14 protein-coding genes and 1 tRNA gene are annotated in these 18,750 nt (G+C 66.7%); 6 read left to right on the top strand and 9 right to left on the bottom strand.

Annotation, left to right across the window (positions count from 1 at the left end; all coding sequences use genetic code 11):
• Window positions 1–46 precede the first annotated feature (46 nt).
• Window positions 47–358, bottom strand: coding sequence for a hypothetical protein (locus tag OPU71_RS16415; RefSeq protein WP_267729111.1), 312 nt, complete (start codon window positions 356–358; stop codon window positions 47–49).
• Window positions 359–472: 114 nt separating this feature from the next.
• Between OPU71_RS16415 and OPU71_RS16410 the strand changes: the two genes are divergently transcribed.
• The 3 genes from OPU71_RS16410 (at window position 473) to OPU71_RS16400 (ending at window position 2,306) form a co-directional block, all read left to right on the top strand.
• A tRNA-Met gene (locus tag OPU71_RS16410) sits at window positions 473–549 on the top strand.
• Window positions 550–676: 127 nt separating this feature from the next.
• A complete protein-coding gene (locus OPU71_RS16405) occupies window positions 677–1,828 on the top strand; it encodes a tetratricopeptide repeat protein (RefSeq protein WP_267729110.1) in 1,152 nt (383 codons plus the stop codon).
• Between the two features lie 16 nt (window positions 1,829–1,844).
• The gene (locus OPU71_RS16400; RefSeq protein WP_267729109.1) at window positions 1,845–2,306 is read left to right on the top strand and encodes an NUDIX hydrolase; all 462 of its coding nucleotides are present in this window, start codon (window positions 1,845–1,847) and stop codon (window positions 2,304–2,306) included.
• A 25-nt stretch (window positions 2,307–2,331) separates the two neighbouring features.
• On the opposite strand, the gene OPU71_RS16395 is transcribed toward OPU71_RS16400, so the two are convergent.
• Complete coding sequence (locus tag OPU71_RS16395) at window positions 2,332–3,954, bottom strand: alpha-amylase family glycosyl hydrolase (RefSeq protein WP_267729108.1); 1,623 nt, start codon at window positions 3,952–3,954, stop codon at window positions 2,332–2,334.
• Window positions 3,955–4,070: 116 nt separating this feature from the next.
• Window positions 4,071–6,371: a LuxR C-terminal-related transcriptional regulator gene (locus OPU71_RS16390; RefSeq protein ID WP_267729106.1), complete on the bottom strand. Its 2,301-nt coding sequence runs from the start codon at window positions 6,369–6,371 to the stop codon at window positions 4,071–4,073.
• A gap of 243 nt (window positions 6,372–6,614) precedes the next feature.
• Between OPU71_RS16390 and OPU71_RS16385 the strand changes: the two genes are divergently transcribed.
• Window positions 6,615–8,249 (top strand): alpha-amylase family glycosyl hydrolase, encoded by a 1,635-nt coding sequence (locus tag OPU71_RS16385; protein ID WP_267729104.1) that lies wholly within the window; start codon window positions 6,615–6,617, stop codon window positions 8,247–8,249.
• Window positions 8,250–8,257: 8 nt separating this feature from the next.
• Entirely contained in the window at window positions 8,258–8,503 is a 246-nt protein-coding gene (locus tag OPU71_RS16380; RefSeq protein WP_267729103.1) for a hypothetical protein, read from the top strand.
• 41 nt (window positions 8,504–8,544) lie between these two features.
• Here OPU71_RS16380 and OPU71_RS16375 read toward each other — a convergent pair whose 3' ends face one another.
• The 6 genes from OPU71_RS16375 to OPU71_RS16350 all read right to left on the bottom strand — a co-directional run bounded on the left by OPU71_RS16375 (window position 8,545) and on the right by OPU71_RS16350 (window position 15,534).
• On the bottom strand, window positions 8,545–9,933 hold the full coding sequence (locus OPU71_RS16375; RefSeq protein WP_267729102.1) for a YfcC family protein: 1,389 nt from the start codon (window positions 9,931–9,933) through the stop codon (window positions 8,545–8,547).
• Between the two features lie 146 nt (window positions 9,934–10,079).
• Window positions 10,080–11,093, bottom strand: coding sequence for an arginine N-succinyltransferase (locus OPU71_RS16370; RefSeq protein ID WP_267729101.1), 1,014 nt, complete (start codon window positions 11,091–11,093; stop codon window positions 10,080–10,082).
• Window positions 11,090–12,157: an arginine N-succinyltransferase gene (locus OPU71_RS16365; RefSeq protein WP_267729099.1), complete on the bottom strand. Its 1,068-nt coding sequence runs from the start codon at window positions 12,155–12,157 to the stop codon at window positions 11,090–11,092. Before OPU71_RS16365 ends, OPU71_RS16370 begins: the two co-directional genes overlap by 4 nt.
• Entirely contained in the window at window positions 12,154–13,149 is a 996-nt protein-coding gene (locus OPU71_RS16360; RefSeq protein WP_267729098.1) for a GlxA family transcriptional regulator, read from the bottom strand. The genes OPU71_RS16365 and OPU71_RS16360 overlap by 4 nt, the downstream gene beginning before the upstream one ends.
• A gap of 22 nt (window positions 13,150–13,171) precedes the next feature.
• Complete coding sequence (locus tag OPU71_RS16355; protein ID WP_267729096.1) at window positions 13,172–14,290, bottom strand: succinylglutamate desuccinylase/aspartoacylase family protein; 1,119 nt, start codon at window positions 14,288–14,290, stop codon at window positions 13,172–13,174.
• Window positions 14,291–14,331: 41 nt separating this feature from the next.
• Window positions 14,332–15,534, bottom strand: a complete 1,203-nt coding sequence (locus OPU71_RS16350; RefSeq protein ID WP_267729095.1) for a cyanophycinase — start codon at window positions 15,532–15,534, stop codon at window positions 14,332–14,334.
• Between the two features lie 374 nt (window positions 15,535–15,908).
• Between OPU71_RS16350 and OPU71_RS16345 the strand changes: the two genes are divergently transcribed.
• On the top strand, window positions 15,909–18,653 hold the full coding sequence (locus tag OPU71_RS16345) for a TonB-dependent receptor (RefSeq protein ID WP_267729094.1): 2,745 nt from the start codon (window positions 15,909–15,911) through the stop codon (window positions 18,651–18,653).
• Window positions 18,654–18,750 lie beyond the last annotated feature (97 nt).

Genomic DNA, 18,750 nt, shown 5'->3' with positions numbered 1-18,750 from the left:
CGGCGCGGCCCGGATGCGGCCTTGCGGCAATCCGGCGCCTGCACGCTCAACGTTGCCGCCGCTCCTGCGGCGTGAGAATCCAGATCCGCCATACCGCGCCCAGGGTATCGAACTGAACCTGAACATCGCGCTTGCCCATGTCCTGCAGGACGCCATACACGACGATCATGTTCTGCTCATCGCGCACCTGCAAGGCCGGCGACACCGGGAAAGTCTTGGAGCCAAGCACCATGCGCGCGCCGTCAAACGACACAAAGGTGGCGCGCTGGCTGCCTTCCGGAAAACTGCGCACATCAAAGGCCCAGGCCTGAAAGGCAAAGGCCCAGGCGACGCAGCCCAGCAGAATCGTTCGCAACATTGGTTCCCCCTCACCCGTAGTGCGGGCAGCGAATCAAAACAAGGACTTGGCGAAATTATAGCCCAAGCACGGCTTGACCCACGCCGCCGACCGCGATATATTTGCCGGCTTCGTGGTGATGTAGCTCAGATGGTTAGAGCGATGGATTCATAACCCATAGGTCGGCGGTTCGACTCCGCCCATCACCACCAAAAGTACATGAAGCCGCTGATTCCGCAAGGGTCAGCGGCTTTTTCGCGTTCACCGGCCGCGCCGACGGGCGCAATGGCGACTACGATGAAGGGGTGGTTGCACGAATGCGGGCGTCGGAGGTGCGCGATGAGGCGCTGGGTTCTGGGCTTGAGCTTGCTGCTCCTGAGCGCCTGTGCGGGGACGCCGAAACAGGCCGAAGTGGCGCGCCTCTTTCACAACGAGCTGTTTCGCCCGGCGCGCGACGAGATCGACCCCGCCAAGGTCTTTGCCCTCAGCCCCGAGATGCGCCGCTATCTGGACGTGGAGGCCGCCGCGCGCTTTGCGGAACTGGGCAAACGCGCAGGTCTGGTCGATGCGCTCTACAGCCAGAGCAAGCTCAAGCTCGAATACGATTCCGAGATGACCCGCAACGCTGCCGAAGCGTTCGCCGCCCGCTCGGGCAACTGCCTTTCGCTGGTGATCATGACGGCGGCCTTCGCCAAGGCGATGGGACTGTCGGTGCGCTTCCAGCGCTACTCGGCCGACCCGATGCTCGGCCGCCAGGACGAGCTGCAGTTTTCGATTGACCATGTCAACCTGACGCTGGACACCCGCCAGCCCGATCCGTCCTGGAGCCACCTGCCGCTCGACCCGCTGACGATCGACTTTGCCCCACCCGAAGACCTGCGCGGCTTGCGCATGCGCGCGATCAGCGAACAGACGGTGGTGGCGATGTACCTCAACAACCGCGCCGCCGAATCGCTGGCGCAGGATCGCATCGATGAGGCCTACTGGTGGGCGCGCAGCGCCTTGCTGGCCGATCCGGGCTTCACCGCTGCCTACAACACGCTGGGCGTGATCTACCACCAGCATGGCCATCTGGCGCAGGCCGAAGCCGCACTGGCCGCCGCCCTTGAGCGCGAGCCGGGCAATACGCAGGTGATTCACAACCTTGCCGGCACCCTGAGCGCACTCGGGCGCGACAGCGAAGCAGCCGCCCTGCAGCAGCGCCTTGCGCAGCTCGATCCCGAGCCGGCCTTCAGCTTCTTCGACCGTGGCGTCGCCGCGATGAAGGCGGGCGACTTCAAACGCGCCCGCGAGCTGTTCGCGCGCGAAGTCGATCGCGCGCCCTACTACCACGAGTTCCATTTCTGGCTCGCCCTGGCGCACTATGAGCTCGGCGATCTGCCAACGGCAAAGGCACAGCTGACGCTGGCACGCGAACACAGCACCACCAGCCAGGATCGCCAGCGCTACAGCGCCAAGATCGAACATCTCAAACGCCTCAGCGCACCCTAGCGTCGCACCGAAAACAGTGAGACTCCGGCGGGCCGCACGCATCCTCCTGATCGACCAAACCGGCAGCGTGCTGCTGTTCCGCATCCGGCACCGTGCGGGGCCTCATGCGGGGCAGTATGGCTGGATGGCGCCGGGCGGCGCGCTGATGCCGGGCGAGGACTTCGAAGCCGCCGCACGGCGCGAACTACTGGAAGAAACCGGCGTGCGTGCGGGCTCGCTCGGCACGCATGTCGACGAACGCCGCTTTACGCTGACGCTGGAAAGCGGCGAGACGGTGCGCGCGCAGGAACGCTTCTTCGTGCTGCACACCGCGCGCCCGGCGATTTCGAATCTCGGCTGGAGCGAGCAGGAGCGCCAGGCCTTGCTGGAACAGCGCTGGTGGTCGGCCGCCGACATCGCCACCACCACCGGTGATCGCTTCCCGCCCAACCTGCTCACCCTGCTCACGCGCCTGACAAAAACAGATTCAGGCGCATGAGTTGCCCGCCTTGCGGGCCGGCCGTTCAGCGTGCCGCGCTGAACACCGCCACCGACATGGGCGCCAGCTTGACGTGCTTTGCCGCAGCCGTGGTGCCGCCAAACCGCTGCGTGCTGCCGGCGGGATAGATCGCCGACCACGCACTGGCCTGAACGCCTTCCGGCAACGCGACCTCGGCGTCGCGCGCTGCGTAGTTGATCAGCACCAGCAGGCGCTCACCGTCGGCCTCGCGCACAAAGGCGAACACCGGATCATCGTCGCGCGAGATCACTTCAAAACTGCCGGTTTGCAGCGCCGGGTGTGCATTCCGAAGCGCGATCAGCGCGCGATACGCGTTCAGCAGCGAATCGGGCCGGTCCTGCTGTGCCGCCACGTTGTGGCTGCGCCAGTTTTCAACCAGCGGGCGAAAGCTCGCTTGCGCCGTCGTGAAACCGGCGTTGGCCTCGCCCGACCAGCTCATGGGCCCGCGAATCGACTGATCCTGATAATCCACCGGCTGCGAGTGGACCAGCCCGATCTCTTCGCCGTAGTAGATGAAGGGCCTGCCCGGCAGCGTCAGCAATGTGGCCGCCGCGAGCTTGTAGCGTGCCTCGTCGCCGCCGAACTGCTTGAAGGGGCGCGAGCCGGCGTAGTAGTCATGGCTGCTCAGAATCGTCGCCATGCGCGCCACCGGCATGGTGCGCAGCAGGTACAGCAGATCGGACGTCACACGCCCCATCTGCACACTCTTGATGAGGTACTTCTGCAGGCCGAAGGCAAAGGCACTGCCGCAGGAATCGGCCGCGCTAAAGGCGGCCGGGTCGCTTGCCGCTTCGCATACCATGTAACGCTTGCCATAGGCGTCGAGCAGATCCTGCGCGCGCTTCATCAGCGCATGGTTTTCGGGCTGGTTATCCCATTCGAGCGGGCCGTTCTCGTACAACACGCCCACAGCATCAAAGCGGAAGCCATCGACACCACGGTTGAGCCAGAAGCACAGGTTGTCGAGGTGGAAGTCGACCACCGCCGGATTGCGCAGATTCCAGTCCGGCATGATCACGTCGAAGGCGCCGTAGTACCAGCTCGCGCCGTTCTGCCGCCACGGGTCGCCACCGTAGGTGGTCCAGCCCTTCTGCTCGGTATCGCTGAAAACGTACCAGTCGCGATACGGCGAGGCCGCATCGTCTGCCGCGTGCTGAAACAGCGGGTGCTCGGCCGCACTGTGGTTGATGACGTAGTCGAGGATCACGCCAATACCACGCTTGTGCGCTTCGGCGACGAGGCGGTCGAAATCAGCCAGCGTGCCGTACTCGGGCTCGATCGCGCGGTAGTTCAGCGGCGCGTAGCCGTGGTCGTGATCCTGGCTGGCGCTGATCGGCATCAGCCAGATGCCACTGACACCGAGCGACTTCAGATAGTCGAGTCGTTGCGTCACCCCGTTGAGGTCGCCGATGCCGTCGCCATCGCTGTCCTGGTAGGCCCGCACCAGGATCTCGATGAACACCCCCTTGCGATCCCAGTCTGCCGGCAGCCCGCTATCGCGCGGCGCAGCCAGCACCTTGCCGACGTCACTGGCCGCCGGCGCGGCCGCCATTGCGCCCGGCGCGGCCAAAGCAGCCCCCAAGCACAACGCGCCCAAGGCGCGATACCCGACCCTGCTCCACCACATCTCGCTCTCCTTCTTGATTGCCCGCCGCGTCGTGTCGCGCGGTCAGGGGGAGAGTCTGTCGAGGCTGGCGGCGGCGCGCATTCAACCCCCTGGTTGAATCGCCCCGGTTGAACGGACTACGCGGCGAGGGCCCGCGCGCGCTGCATCGCTTCCGCCCGTGATGCCACGCCCAGCTTGGCGTAAAGGCGATTGATGTGGGTCTTGATCGTGGGCAACGACACATGCAGCAGGGTTGCGATCTGCTCGTTGCTGTACTGCCCGCCGATCAGCTGAAGTACCTGCCATTCGCGCTCTGTCAGGTCTGCCGGACGCTTGCGCATGTCGACGGTTTCAGTCTGGGCAGCCGGTGGCTGCAAACGCGAGAACAGCGCCAGGCCCAGTTCGCGGGCCGCAGGGTCAGACACCGCGGCCGGGTGCCGCAACCAGCGCGCCAGTGGGTCCAGCAAACGCGGCGCCAGCCAGCATGCATCCATGGTCCGCTGGCTTTGCGCGGCAGTGTGCAGGTACTCGCCAAGCCGCGCCACGCAATCCTCGCGATCACTCAGCGCCGCCACCAGCGCAGCCGTGGCCCCCAGGCGATGGAGGCCGCGCGATGCCAGTGCCGCACGCAGATCCGCAAGCAGTGGGGTCGGCCAGGCTGCATTGGCCAGCAAGGCGGCCGCGGCGCATTGCACCGCATGCGTCCATTCGTGCAGCGCCGCGTCAGGCGCCGGCAGCTTTGCCGCGCCGGCCATCGCCAGCAGGGCCTTGGTATCGCCGCACAGGCCGGCCAGCCAGATGCGGATGTAGCGCGCCTCGAGCCGCCACTTCTCGCTCACGTAGGTGCCGTGCAGGCGCTCGGTGAGGGTGTGGCCAAGCGCCTGGGCGTGGCCGACATCGCCGTCGAGCAAGGCGCGCCGCGCACGCGCCACCAGCCACGGCAAAGCGTAAAGATCAGGATCGGACGGAGGTGCAACCATGGGCGCAGCCGGCTGCAGACGCTCATGGCTATCGAACAGCGCCACGCGCGCGAGGGACTGCGCGGCCGTGCTGCCTTGCAGCGCCGGATCGGCCAGCCGTTCGCGCGCTTGCTGCAGCGTTACCGCCAAGCCCCGCCAATCGGCCGCTTCCTGATTCGCTCGCGCCAGCACATGCAGGGCGTCGAGCTCAAGCTGGATCAGGCCATCGCGGCGCGCAGCGCGCACCACTTCCAGCAGCGCCTCGCTTGCCCGCTGCGGCCAACCCAAGTCGAACCACGCACATGCTGCGGCAAACGCCGCCAGTATGGCCGGCGCCCCGGCCTGCGCCGGCATCGCGGCCAGCGCCGCCTCTGCGAACCGGGCCGCGCCCGCCGGGTCTTCGTACATCTGTTTGCAGCGCGCGGTGATGGTGTCGGCATACGGGCCGCTGAGGCCGGCTTCGCACAGCAAACGCTCAGCTTCAACCGGCGCACGCCTGAGCTCAACCCACCATGCCGCACGCAGCAAGCGCATGGCCGGCGAAGCCGCTTCATCGGCACTCAGGCTCGCCAGCATGTCGCCCAGTTGGCCGCGCGCCGGCCCCAGCAGCATCGCCCAGCCCAGCGCTTCGAGCACGCGGGCGTTCGCGCCGGGGGCCGCACTGGCGCGGGCAAGGCGGGCGGCGCCCACGGCATCGCGCAAGTCCAGCGCATGGTTCAGCGCTGCGGCAATGCAGCGCGCGGCGCATTCGGGCTGATGCAGCTGCCAAGCCGCCGCGATGTCGGCGGCAAATGCCGCGGGCACCTGCCCAGCCCGCAGCGGTGCGCCATCCCGGGTGAGCGCGTGCAGCGCCTTGCCCCAGGGCGCGAGGCCGATGCCAAGCCAGCTCGCTAGCGTTTCGTGCGGGATCGCAGCGCACAGGGCGAGCCCCCCGAGCACGCTTGCCTCCACAGGATCGAGGCTGGCCAGATACGTGCGCCGCAACCAATCAACGCTAGCCGCGTTGCTTGCGCCCGGTTCGGCCAAAGCCACCCGCCGCAGCGCCCACCAGCCGATCCAATCGGCCGCCGAGCCACCGTCCGCGCCGAAAACGCGGCGCCATTCCGCCTGACTGGGCGCCATGGCATCGCGATCAAAAAGACTCAAGACGCCGCGCGCATGCCAGGCATCAAGCGGCAAGGCGCGAGCGCTGCGTGCGGTGAGCAGCAGATGGCCGCGCCGCGGCGCGCCCGGCAACAGCGGTTGCCCAGCGCGTGCGGGGGCTTCCGGCAGGCTGTCGATGGCATCGATCACCAGCAGTTGATCGTCCGCCAGGTTCGCAAGAGCGGTGCCGAGCACCGCCAGGCGTTGCTCCGGCGGCAGATGTTCAAGCGCGAGCCAGTCGCGCGGCCCTTGCCAGGCATGCAGCAACGATGCGGCGAGGGTCGTTTTGCCAAATCCGGGCGGCGCCAGCATCACGACGACCGGGCAGGCCGCCACGCGCGCTTGCAGTCTGGCAAGGCGAGCAGGCCGAATGCCCACTGGCCGGGCAGGAAAGTGAGGCGCAATGATCTGGGGGCCAATCATGCACGCCATGGTAGCGCGGGCCCACGCTGATCGATTGTGCGCGAGCAATGCCTCGCAATCCCGAAACAGTGCCGGCACGCGAGTTCGCGGTATTCTCGCCCCTTAACCCTGAACGTCGAAGGCCGGGCGGTTGCGCCGGTCACACGGAGTGTCTCCATGCCTTGCTGCTCGCCACGCATCACCGCCCTGATCCGCGCCACGCTGGCCGTCCTCCTGCTGGGCGGCGCCGCTACAGCGCGCAGCGCGGATCCCCTGCCCGCGGTGGACGTGAGCCCGGTCAAGAAACTCGAAGCGCCCTCAGCGCTGCCGGCGAACTGGAAGCACGGCGCTTTCGTCGAGATCTTCGTGCGCAGCTATCAGGACAGTGACGGCGACGGCAAGGGCGATCTCCGGGGCCTGATCAGCCGGCTCGACTACCTGCGCGATCTGGGCATCACCGGCATCTGGCTGATGCCGATCACCGAAAGCCAGGACAAGGATCACGGCTACGCGGTGGCCAATTACCGCTCAGTCGACCGCGACTACGGCACCCTGGCCGATTTCGACGAGTTGCTGCGCCAGGCCCATGCGCGCGGCATCGGCGTGATCATCGACTACGTCATCAACCACAGCGGCGGCATGAACCCGCTGTTTGTGAACTCGAACGATTCACCGAAGAACCCCTACCGCGACTGGTACATCTGGCGCAACAAGGCGCCGGACGGCTGGAACATCTACGGGCAGGACCCCTGGTACGACGGCTCGCACGGTGTGTATTTCGCCGGCTTCTGGAGCCAGATGCCCGACTTCAACCTGAACAATCCGAAGGTCGTCGCCTACCACCTGGACAACCTTCGCTTCTGGCTCAACCGCGGCGTGGACGGCTTTCGCTTCGACGCCGTGGGGCACTTGATCGAGAACGGCCCTGCCGCCTGGGAGAACCAGAAAGAAAACCACGCACTGATGGGCAAGGTGCGCGAGGTGGTGATGGGCTATCCGAATCGCTACATGGTGTGCGAATCGCCCGCCGCATCACGCGCGTTTGCAATGCCGCAGTCCTGCGACAGCGCCTTCGGCTTTCCGCTGCAGACCAGCCTGGTCACGGCCGCCACCGGCGACAGTGTCGCCATCGAAGAAGTCGCGGCGTTCTGGCAAACCTCACCGCTGACGATGGCGAGCTTTCTTTCCAACCACGACGCCTTCGCCGGCGACCGGGTGTGGGACCAGCTTGCCGGCGACCGCGCGCAGTACCGCCTTGCCGCGGCGAGCAACCTGCTGCTCGCCGGCACGCCCTTCATCTACTACGGCGAAGAGATCGGCATTTCGGGCGCCACAAAACTGCAAGGCGACCCGCGCCTGCGCACGCCGATGAGCTGGACCGGCGACAAGGCCACCGGCGGCTTTACCAGCGGCAAGCCCTATCGGCCCCTGTCCAGCAATGTTGCGAAGAACAACGTCGCTGCCGCCCAGGCGGCAGAGGATTCGCTGCTGGCCTTCTACAAGTCGGTGATCGCGCTGCGCAAGTCGCGCGAATCGCTCATGCGCGGCAAGCACGAGCGGGTGGTGGCCGCAGGGCGCATCCTCAGCACCCAACGCGTGCTGCCCAACGAGCGCTCGGTGGTGATCTTCAACTATGGCAGCAAGGATGCCACCGCGAATCTGCAGCACCTGCCCGCCGGCGCAACGCTGCGCGCGCTATGGCCGCGGGGCGGCGCCAAGTTCTCGGCCAGCAGCAAGGGCGGCGCGAGCGTGCCGATGCCCAAGCAATCCTTTGCCGTTTTCGCCGTTGAAAGCCCAGCCGCTGCGCACTGAGCGTGCGCATGGCAAGAACCGCTGAGGCCGCAGAGCTGGGCTTCAGCTACCGCGCACGCAAGGACGGCAGCGTCGAGATCCTCCACCATGGCCGCTCCGCAGCCACGCTGCGCAAGGCAGACGCCCGCGCATTCCTCGCGAAGGCCGCTGCGGGCGATGCCGCCAAGATGCAGCAACTGATGGCCCGCATCACCGGCAACTACCGGCGCGGCAACGAAGGCTGCGCCGCGCAGCACCCCCGCAACCTCGCCTGAAGACGCGGGCGCCGCCAGGGCGGCGTGCGCACGCGCGGCGATCAGCGATAGCCGGTCAGTACCGCCACCGCCAGCATGAGCAGCGCCATCAGCAGGTACAAGCCCTGCAGCGGCAGCATCCAGCGCACCCAGGTGGTGTAGGGCACGCCTGCCAGCGCCAGCACACCGACGGTGATGCCTGACGTCGGGATGATCGGCGTTGTCAGCTCACCGAACTGGAAGGCGAGGATCGCGGTCTGCCGCGTCACGCCCACCAGATCCGCCAGCGGCGCCATGATCGGCATGGTCAGCGCAGCCTGGCCGGTGCCCGAGTGGATGAAGAAGTTGATCACCGACTGGATCACGAACATCTTCTGCGCGGCAAACACCGCACTGCCCGACTCGACATACGGCGCCAGCGCATGCAAGGTGGTGTCGATGATGTGCCCGTCGCGCATGATGACCACCGTTGCCTTGGCCAGCGCGATCACCAGCGCAGTGCCCACCAGATCGCGCGCGCCCTGCAGGAAGGCGTTCACCCAGTCGTCGGACTTGAGGCGCGCCACGACGCCCACGCTGATCCCCATCACCAGAAACAGCGCGGCAATTTCGTGGATGTACCACTCGTACTTCACGACGCCGACAATCATCGCGATCAGCGAACCGACAAACAGCGCCAGCACCATCCGGTGCTTGCCGGTCATGCCGGCGAAGTTCTCGAACTCCGCGAGGTTCAGGTGCTTGCGCTTTTCCTCGTCCATCTCGAAGGTGGGGCTCAGGCGCGGATTGGCCTTGATGCGCGCGGCATACCACATCAGGAAGGCGATCGTGACCAGAGTGAAGAAGGCCCAGCAGATCGCGCGAAATCCGATGCCGGAAAACAGCGGCACGCCCGCAATCCCCTGCGCAACGCCGACGTTGAACGGGTTCAGAAAGGCCGTGGCAAAGCCGATCTGCGAACCGACGAAGGGAATCGAGACGCCGATCGTGGTGTCGTACTTCAGCGCGAGCGCGAGCGGAATGAAGATCAGCACGAAGGGAATCGCCTCCTCGGCCATGCCGAAGGTGGCGCCGCCAATCGAAAAGAGGGTCACAAACAGCGGAATCACCATTGCCCGCACCAGCGGCGAACGCGTGTGCGCCTTGGCCACCGACTTGATCATCGCGTCGATCGCCTCGGTCTTGTGCAGCACGTTGAAGACGCCGCCGACGATCAGCACGAAGCCGATGATCAGCGCCGCCTCCACAAAACCCTTGATCGGCGCGGTGAACAGGGCGACCAAGCCCTGCGGGTTGCTCGCCACATAACGGAAGGAATCGGGGTCGATCACCTTCTTGCCGTTGACCATCTGCGTGTCGTACTGCCCGCCTGGCACGAACCAGGTCGACAAGGCAATCAGCGCCAGCAAGGCGGCCAGCAGCACGAAGGTATTGGGCAGGCGCAGCTTCATCGCGAATTCCTCACAGCAGGTGCAGCCCAAGGCTGCAGAAGGGGGGCGTGGCGGCGATCCCGGCGCGGGCCGCGGTGCGACGCGTGCGCCCCCGATTGATGTCGATCCAGATTGGGTGTCTCAGGCCCCGCGGTGCATGCACGGGCCTAAGCCCTGGCTGCGACGCAGCCGCTCAGCGGGCCAAACTCGCTACGCAGCGGGGCCGCCCAGACCTGCGCGCCCTCACCCGCGCCAAGCCGGGCCATGTCTTCTTGTGCGAGCGCGAGCTTGCCGTTTGCCACGGCGGCCTGCACCAGCACGGCGCGCCAGTTGCCCGCATCGCCCTGCGCCACCAGCATCGGCACACTGGCCGTGGCGGCGTCGCGCAAGCTGATTGACCACACGCGGCTCGCCATCACCGCGCCAAGCGTGTCGACATCCGCTTCGAGCACCGGCCCGCCATCGTCAATGCTGATGTGGTGGCTGTAGCGCAGCCCCGCCGCCTCCAGCACCTCTTGCAGCACGCGTGCCGCCGGCGATGCCTGGGCAATGGCTTCCTGCGCGGCAGCCGGCAGGAAGGATGCGTAGACCGTCTGGCGTGGCAACAGCGCCGCGGCATGGGCGCGCCAGTCGTCGCCGAACTGCTCGCGCGCCAGCAGCGGGTCGCGCCGGCAGAACTGGCGCCCGAGCCCTTGCCAGAATGGCGCCTGCCCGGCCACATCGCGCAAGCCGGGCAGTTCCACCACCAGATGGCTCGCAAATGCTTCGCGGCGGCGCGCCATCAGCAGCATGGCCGTCTGCACCAGCAGGTTGAGCACCAGCGCCTGTTCCGCCAGCGGCACACCGCTGCGCGCCCAGGCAATATCGGCCAGTTCGCTCGCGCCCGTGTGGTTGTTGCCGAGCAACAAGGTACGCTGGCGCTGGAACAGATCCAGCTCACGCGCGGCGTGGACCACGCAGCCCACGTGGTACCAGTAGCGCGGCTGGCGCAAGCCGATCGCCGCGCTCAGGCGCAAGCAGCCCAGCACCGCGCCCCCTTCGCCGGTGTCGGCCACCAGCAGGTGTTCGCCCGCCGCTGGCGGCCACTGCACGCCGGCCTGCTGGCGGCCGCAATCGGCCATCAGGGCTGCGATTGCCGGCAGATCTTCCGCCACGGCACTGCGGATTCGCAGTTGCGTCATGCCGATGCCTCCTCGCTGGCGACTTCATCCAGCACCAGCGGCGCAATCCGCACGGCCTCGCCCACCGCAACGCCCAGACGTTCGCGCGCGGCCGCGTCCAGCGCCGCCAGCGGACCGCCGGGGGCGATCTGCGCCAGCGTGGCGCGAAAGCCTTCGCGCACGGTTCGCGCCACCAGGTGCCAGGGGCCGCTCGCAAGCGGCGCTTCGCCCACCACCGCCCGGCGTGCGTGGCGAATCGTGCGAAGCAGCGCCACCCGTGCTTCCACCGTGGGGCCGCCGTCGAACACATCGATGTAGGTGTCGGCTTCGAAGCCCTCGTCGAGCAGGATCGAAAAGGGCAATTCGCCATCGGGATGCAGTTGGCCGATCGCCCACTGCGCGGTTTCGGGCAGCAGCGGCACATAGATGGGCGAGTGCGGCATCAGCTCGGCGATGAAACTCTTGCTGCGCCCCCCCGCCAGTCGCTCGGCCTGCGGATAGTCCATGTTGAAGAAGCGCCGCCCCACTTCGTCCCAGAAAGGCGAGTTGCCGTTCGCATCGCACAGGCCCGGCGTCTCGGCCGCCACGCGGTCGGCAAAGCGCGCACCGAATTCCGCGATGAACAAGAGGCGCGCGCGCGAAAGCAACTGCGGCGCCACCGTGTCGGCGTAGTCCGGCTCGATGTAGAAGGAGGTCAGCAGCGTGTAACCGGTGAGGTCGTGGCACAGGTGCAGGGTGTGGATGCGGTTGCTCTCCCCCAGCGCCTCGCTGGCGTGCACCGCGAACTCATTGCGGTAGCTGTAGAAGCGGTCGTGAAAGCCGGCGCTGGCGGCGATGCCGCTGGTGCCGATGACGCGGCCGGCAGCGGTGTCCTCCAGCACGAAGAGGTAGGACTCTTCGCCGCTGGCGTCGTCTTGCGTCTGGAACGCGTGCTGCGAGCGCTCGATGCGCGCGAGCAGGAAGTCGCGATCGGGCGGCAGCGAGTTGATGCCGAAGGTGCTCGCCGCAGCAATCCGTTCGATCGCCGGCAGGTCTTCCGGCGTCGACGGGCGCAGCACGAACTGGCCGGGGGATACATCCATCATGCGGGGGACTCCTCTCGTACCGGGGGGGCATCACGCCATGCGGCGGCGCGCTGGCTGCGCTCTTCGCGCGGCGTGCGTCCGAAGTGGCTGCGGTACGCGTTGGAAAAATGGGGGCCCGAGGCAAAGCCGCAGGCAAGCCCGATCTGCAGGATCGACTGGCTGCTTTGCTGCAGCAGGCGGCGCGCGCGCGTGAGGCGCAAATCGAGGTAGTAGCGCGAGGGCAGCGCGTCGAGGTGTTGCTTGAACAGGCGTTCGAGCTGGCGGCGCGACACCCCCACCAGCCGTGCAATGTCTTCGGTCGGGAGCGGCTCGCTCAGGTTGGCTTCCATCAGCGCCAGCGCCTCGGCGAGCTTGGCCGAACTGCCGCCGATGCGCGCCGCGCTGGGCACCAGCTGACGCTCGTCGCGCGCGCGGATGCGCTCAAGCCCAAGTTGCGCCGCGATTTCCTGCGCAACCCGCTCGCCATGCCGGATACCCATCCAGGCAAGCAGCATGTCGATGCTGGCGGCGCCGCCGGCGCAGGTGAGGCGGCCGCGGTCGATCTCGTAGAGGTTTGACGACACCACGGTTTCGGCGTGCCGCTCCGCCACTTCGGCCACATGCGGCCAGTGAATCGTGGCGCGATGGCCACGCAGCAAGCCGGCATCGGCCATCACGGCGGCGCCGGTGCCAATGCCGCCAAGCAGGCAGCCCGCCTCGCCCAGCGCGGCGAGCCACTGCTGGCAGGCCACCAGATCGAGCGCGCCGAGGCTGTGGTCCGACACGACAAAGACCGCATGCAGTTCGACATCGCTTGCGAAGCGCCCCTGCACCTCGACCCCGGCGCCGCTGGCCGCACGGACCGATTCGCCGTCGAGCGACATCAGATGCGGTGCGTAGCTCTGCTCGCCCAGCAAGGCGTTGGCAGCGCCCAGCACCTCAAGCGCGCCGGCGAGGGCGAGCATGGGGAAGCCGGGCAGCAGCAGGAAGCCGTAGCGCTGGGGCGTGCTCAAGTTGGTCTCTTCGTGCGCGGGCTCAGGCGCTCAGCAATTTGCCGCTGCGCAGGGCCTCGCGGCCCGCCACCTTCGCCACCCGCATGCCGGCGGTCGCAAAGCGGCGATTGTCCCGCGCGTAGAGCAGGCCATCAACCGGCGCCTCGAGCGCCGTCACCTGGCCCGAAAACGGGTCGATGATCTCGGCGATCACCTCGCCCCGCATCAGTTCGGCACCACACTCGCGCAGGAACACCAGCACACCGCCGTGGGTGGCATGAACCGGCATCGATCCGGCCAGCGGCATCGGTTCGCGCAGCAGCGGCGGCAGTTCGGCCGGCGCCTGCTCGATCACGCCGCGCGAGGCCAGATAGCGGACGATCGCGTCGGCATCGCGCGCGGCGTCGCCGTGGCCCACGTCGGAGAAACCGCGCAACTCGATGGTTGCCGACATGCAGGCCAGTGGCAGCGGGTAGCGCCCGGCAAAGCGTTCGGCCAGCAGCCACCACACCTGCGAGCAGGCTTCGTCGAAGGGGGCATCGCCGGACTCGGTGGCCAGCAAGCTGAGCGCTGCGCCAAGGTGCCGCGCAAGTGCTTCGGCCTGTGGCCACAGGGGCGTGCCGGTGTACAGGTGCAGAACCGCTTCGGTGTCGCAGTGCAGATCAAGCACCACGTCGGCATCGCAGGCCATGCCGTAGAGGGTACGGCGCAGACTGGCCAGATCGGTATCGACCGGCATCGCACTCACGGCGGCGCGCAGCGCGGCACGCACCAGCGCCACGTTGCGCACCGGGTCGGCACCGAGCGCAGCTTCCACCGCATCACCCACCTGGCGGGCGAAATTCGGGTAGTAGCGGTTGTAGTTCTCGCCGGTGTAGAAATCGAAGCGGCCCTGCGGCACATGCAACAGGGTCTGCGCGAGCCCGAGCGGATTGGCAACCGGCACCAGCACGATCTCGCCACGCAGCTTGCCTGCGCCTTCGAGCGCCTCGAAGCGTTGCCGCAAATGGTGCGCCACCAGCATGCCGGGGATTTCATCGGCGTGCAGCGAGGCCTGGATGTACACCTTCTCGCCGCTGCCAGGGGTGCCAAAGTGCAGGCTCACCAGTTCACTTGAAACGCCGGGGGTTGCGGCAGTCAGGGCGTGCTTTTGTATTTGCATGAATCAATCGGTTCCGGGCGGGTTCTGCGGGATTGCTGGGCTCATTGCTTCCACGGGGTGTACAGCGGTTGCCTGACGCGAACCGGGCGCACATCAAGGTACAGGTTGGCTACCGTGTAGTCTTCGCCGCCGAAGGCGCCGGTGAACCAGCCCACGCTATCGGCCTTCTTGTAGAGGCGGAACTCGAAGCCCAGGCTCGGCTGCTTGTCGTCTTGCGGCGGCCGCATGGTGTAGGCCAGGCCCATGACTTCGCGGCGTGGGTTGTCGATCAGATTGCCCATGGCATTGACGATGGTGGTGTCACCCAGCATGTCGAGGTAGTACGGGTCGTTGGCGAAGAAGGGCTTGAAGTCGGCCGCGTTCGGGTCGACCTTGTGATCGGCGAGCTTGGCCGCAGACGGCAACACGGTGCGGGTGGCCATGTCGTAGCGGTCGCCGCGGTCCAGATAACTGACCCGGGCGCCGAGCAGGTTGAATGCCCCCACCGCGGGATCGTGCGTGGCATCGTGCAAGTCCACCAGCAGCGCGCCCTTGCCGCCAATCACTTCGATCTGATCGCCATGAATGATGGCGGCCGAGTTCTCCTCGACGCCGATCCCAAGCTTGTAACCCTTGGCCAGCATCAGCGGCAGCATGCGCCCGACGCGGCCACGCTTGAGAAAGTGCTGGTCCACAAAGAGCGCCGGGCCGGCAAAACCCAGCCCGCGATCGACTTCCTTACCCTCGCGCAGTTGCCCCTTGAGGATCGCCATCACATCCTGCGCATCGCGGAACATCACGGTGCTCATGATCGCCGCGCCGGCACTGGTGCCTGCCACCACGCCGCCGCGCTGCTGCAGCTGGCGAATCTCGCTGAGCAAGGGCGACTCGACGCCACCCGGCGCAAGCGCATCGACAATGCGCTCCTGCGCGCCACCAGAGAAAAACACACCGTTCGCTGCACGCACCTTGGCGATGAGCGCCGGGTCCTGCACCGCCCGCGACACATCCACCCCCACGAGGCGGGCCGACACCGGCAAGGCCTCGGCCACCGCGCCACGCCGCGTCAGCGCATCAACGATCTGCCTGGCGGACCGCTCCGGATTGCCGGCTGCGGTGGCCAAGACCACAAAGCGCGCGCCGGGGCCGCCGGCGAGTTCAACCAGGCGCCCCCACACCGCGTCGTTGTCGTACTTGAGCGCGCCGCCAATCGGCACGGCATAGCCGGCGGCGGGCGTGGCCGCATGCACGGGGGCTGCGGGCATCAGCCAGATGCAGGCACAGAGAAGGAGTGTCTTGAGTCGGGTCTGCATGGTCAGTGGGTATCAGCGGAGGCCGCCGGGGCAGTCGCAACGGGGACCGATGTTGGCACCGAAGTGGCGCAGATTGCACGCCGCCGTGGCGCAATGCGCCATGCGTGCAAGTGCACGTCGCTTTGATGCAAGGCGTGTTTTTGGTGTTTTCTCGATTGCGACCCTAACTTGCCCGGTTGCGACGGTGGGGCGGAAACCCCATTCGCAAAGTGCAAGTCGCTCCCTAGACTGCCCCTCCATGCCAGCCCAGCAGGCGGGCAGCGAGTCACGGACAAACGAAGCCGCGCTCGCCACGTCACAGCATCTCCATGGAGAGGATTACCTGCATGACCCTTGCAAAAGCGACCCGCCACTCACGCCCGCCGGCCTTCCGCGTCAAGCCCTGCGCCATTGCGATTGCCTCTGCAATCATTGCGCAGAGCGCCCTCGCCCAGGAAGCCCCGCCCGCCAAGGTGCAGAAGATTTCGGTGACCGGTTCGAGCATCAAGCGGATCGAAGGCGAAAAGGCCCTGCCGGTTCAGACGATCAAGAAAGAGGACATCATCAAGAGCGGCGCCACCACGGCAGCCGAACTGATGAAGACCATCAGCGCGAACAACGCACCGCTGGGCGACGGCGCCAGCATCACCGACAACACCGGCGGCCAGCGCGGCTTCAACGGCGCCAACCTGCGCGGTATCGGCGTATCGAGCACGCTGGTGCTGCTCAACGGGCGCCGCATGGCGAACTTTGCGTCGCCGGGCGATAGCGCGGGGGTGGACCTGAACAACATTCCGGCCGGCGCGATCGAGCGGGTTGAAGTGCTCAAGGACGGCGCCTCGGCGATCTACGGCACCGATGCAATCGGCGGCGTGATCAACTTCATCACCCGCTCCGACTACGTCGGCGCCGATGTGAACGTGTATGGATCGACCACGCAGGAAGGCGGCGGCGGCAAGATGGCCGCTTCGATCGGCGGCGGTTTCGGCAATCTCGACGAAGACCGCTTCAACCTCTTCGGCGTGTTCGATGTGCAGAAGCTCGACAGCCTGCGTTCAACCCAGCGCGAATTCCTGCAGGAACGCCCGCTCGCGACCAACCTGCCCTTCTACATGTCCAGCCGCACGGACCCGGCCAACATCCGCCTGAGCAGCGCCCAGCGGACCCAGCTGGCCAACGCGGGCTATACGATCGGCGGCGTGGTGGTCAATCAGCGCACCATCAACCCCTTTGCGCCCAACTGCAACCCGCCCGCCACCGTGTTCGCGGCGAACCAGCAGCCGCAGGCCTGCAGCTACGACTACATGCAAGACACCGAGATCTACCCGGAAGCGCAGAAGCTCGGCTTCCTCGGCCGCGGCGTGTATCGCATCAACGAGAAGACCGACATCTCGCTTGAGTACATGCAGAGCCAGGCCAAGACGACCTACGTTTCCAGCCCGAACCCGCTGCAGATTACCGGCGTGCCGGTTTCGGTGGTCAACGGCTGGCTCGGCCCGCTCGCGCTGCCGGCCACCGGCAATGTGGAACTGCGCCAGCGTGTCACCGAAGCCGGCAACCGCACCAACGAGGTCACCAGCGACGCGCAGCGCGTTGTGCTGGCGCTCAAGGGCGTGGCCGGCGAGTGGGACTACGAGACCGGCCTGAACTTCGCCAGCAACGAAACCGCTGACCGCATGACTGACGGTTACTTCCTCTTCGACGAATACGTCGCCGGTGTGCGGGGCGGCGCAATCAACCCCTTCGGCGCCTCGCCGGCGGCCGGCAAGGATGTGATCAACTCGCTCAAGGTGGACGAAGTGGGCCGCCGCTCCAAGGGCGTCACGCAAGGCATCGACTTCAAGCTGAGCGGCTCGCTGATGGAACTGGCCGGCGGTGACCTCGGGCTGGCAACCGGCCTCGAATACCGCCGCGAGTCGGCCGAGTTCGAGCCCTCGGCCCTGCTCAACGCGAACAACATCGCCGGCGATCGCAGCTCGTCGGGCGCCACGCTGGAAGCCACCTCGAACAGCCGCAACATCACCAGCTGGTTCGCCGAATTCAACGCGCCCTTCACCAAGCAGATCGAAGTGCAGGCGGCCTTGCGCTACGACTACTACACCCAGGTGGGTGACACCTGGAACCCGAAGCTGGGCGTGCGCTGGCAACCGATGCAGAACCTGATGGTGCGCGGCTCGGCCGGCACCGGCTTCCGCGCCCCGACCTTCAGCGAACTCTACCGCCCCACTTCCTTCGGCAGCAGCTCGGCGATCCTGCCTGATCCGGGCTGCGTCGCCGCTGGAAACGTGCTGGTGGACTGTACCGACCAGGTGCCGGTGGAGCGCCGCGCCAACGAGGAACTGAAACCGGAAACCTCGCAGCAGTTCTCGCTCGGCTTCGTCTTCGAGCCCTTCCGCAACAGCAGCTTCAGCATCGATTACTGGTCGATCAAGAAGAAGGACATCATCAGCGGCCTCGCCGAAGAGATCATCCTCGAGAACCTCGACAAGTACGAAGCGCAGTACGTCACCCGCGATGCCGACGGTTTCATCACCAACATGGTCCTGCAGAAGCAGAACCAGGGCGAACTGAAGACCTCCGGCTTCGACTTCGAAGGTTCGTGGCGCAGCGATCGCACCGCCTACGGCCGCTTCGGGGTGAATTTCAGCGGCACCTGGGTGCTTGAATACAAGCGCCAGTTCGGCAGCGAAGAATTCGTCGAGAACAAGGGCCGCTTCCTGGTTGACCAGGTTGTGCAGGAATGGCGTCACCGCCTGGGCTTTGACTGGGACATGGGCGCCTTTGGCCTGACCCTGGCGAACAGCTACTCAAGCGGCTACGAAGACCACAACAAGGCGGTAGACCCGAACGCCGCCGGCGGCGACGGCGCCCTGCTGCCGCCGCGCGACGTGGAGTCCTACTCGCAGTGGGATCTGATCGGCACCTGGACGGCGAGCAAGGCGTTCAAGGTACGCGCCGGCATCCTGAACCTGGGCGACACGCCGCCGCCGTTCTCGAACCAGTCGTACTACTTCCTCTCGACCTACGACCCCACCTACACCGACCCGCGTGGTCGCACCTACTACATGTCGGCGAGTTACTCGTTCCGATAGATCGGGCATTTGCCGTGCAGCCGCTGAACCCCCGCGAAGTTTGCGGGGGTCTTTTTTGCACTTGAAACGGCGGGGCATCGTCTGCCGCACCGGGGTA

The organism is Niveibacterium sp. 24ML (genome assembly GCF_026586805.1).
Taxonomy (GTDB): domain Bacteria; phylum Pseudomonadota; class Gammaproteobacteria; order Burkholderiales; family Rhodocyclaceae; genus Niveibacterium.
The sequence above is the reverse complement of the archived record's forward strand: the minus strand, read 5'-3'. Positions and strand labels throughout refer to the sequence as shown.

What these genes read in the sequence shown, in the direction of transcription:
- OPU71_RS16355 (WP_267729096.1), bottom strand. Translation starts at nt 14,290, where the DNA reads ATGCAAATACAAAAGCACGCCCTGACTGCCGCAACCCCCGGCGTTTCA.
- OPU71_RS16395 (WP_267729108.1), bottom strand. Translation starts at nt 3,954, where the DNA reads ATGTGGTGGAGCAGGGTCGGGTATCGCGCCTTGGGCGCGTTGTGCTTG.
- OPU71_RS16415 (WP_267729111.1), bottom strand. Translation starts at nt 358, where the DNA reads ATGTTGCGAACGATTCTGCTGGGCTGCGTCGCCTGGGCCTTTGCCTTT.
- OPU71_RS16370 (WP_267729101.1), bottom strand. Translation starts at nt 11,093, where the DNA reads ATGACGCAACTGCGAATCCGCAGTGCCGTGGCGGAAGATCTGCCGGCA.
- OPU71_RS16375 (WP_267729102.1), bottom strand. Translation starts at nt 9,933, where the DNA reads ATGAAGCTGCGCCTGCCCAATACCTTCGTGCTGCTGGCCGCCTTGCTG.
- OPU71_RS16365 (WP_267729099.1), bottom strand. Translation starts at nt 12,157, where the DNA reads ATGATGGATGTATCCCCCGGCCAGTTCGTGCTGCGCCCGTCGACGCCG.
- OPU71_RS16350 (WP_267729095.1), bottom strand. Translation starts at nt 15,534, where the DNA reads ATGCCCGCAGCCCCCGTGCATGCGGCCACGCCCGCCGCCGGCTATGCC.
- OPU71_RS16385 (WP_267729104.1), top strand. Translation starts at nt 6,615, where the DNA reads ATGCCTTGCTGCTCGCCACGCATCACCGCCCTGATCCGCGCCACGCTG.
- OPU71_RS16405 (WP_267729110.1), top strand. Translation starts at nt 677, where the DNA reads ATGAGGCGCTGGGTTCTGGGCTTGAGCTTGCTGCTCCTGAGCGCCTGT.
- OPU71_RS16345 (WP_267729094.1), top strand. Translation starts at nt 15,909, where the DNA reads ATGACCCTTGCAAAAGCGACCCGCCACTCACGCCCGCCGGCCTTCCGC.
- OPU71_RS16380 (WP_267729103.1), top strand. Translation starts at nt 8,258, where the DNA reads ATGGCAAGAACCGCTGAGGCCGCAGAGCTGGGCTTCAGCTACCGCGCA.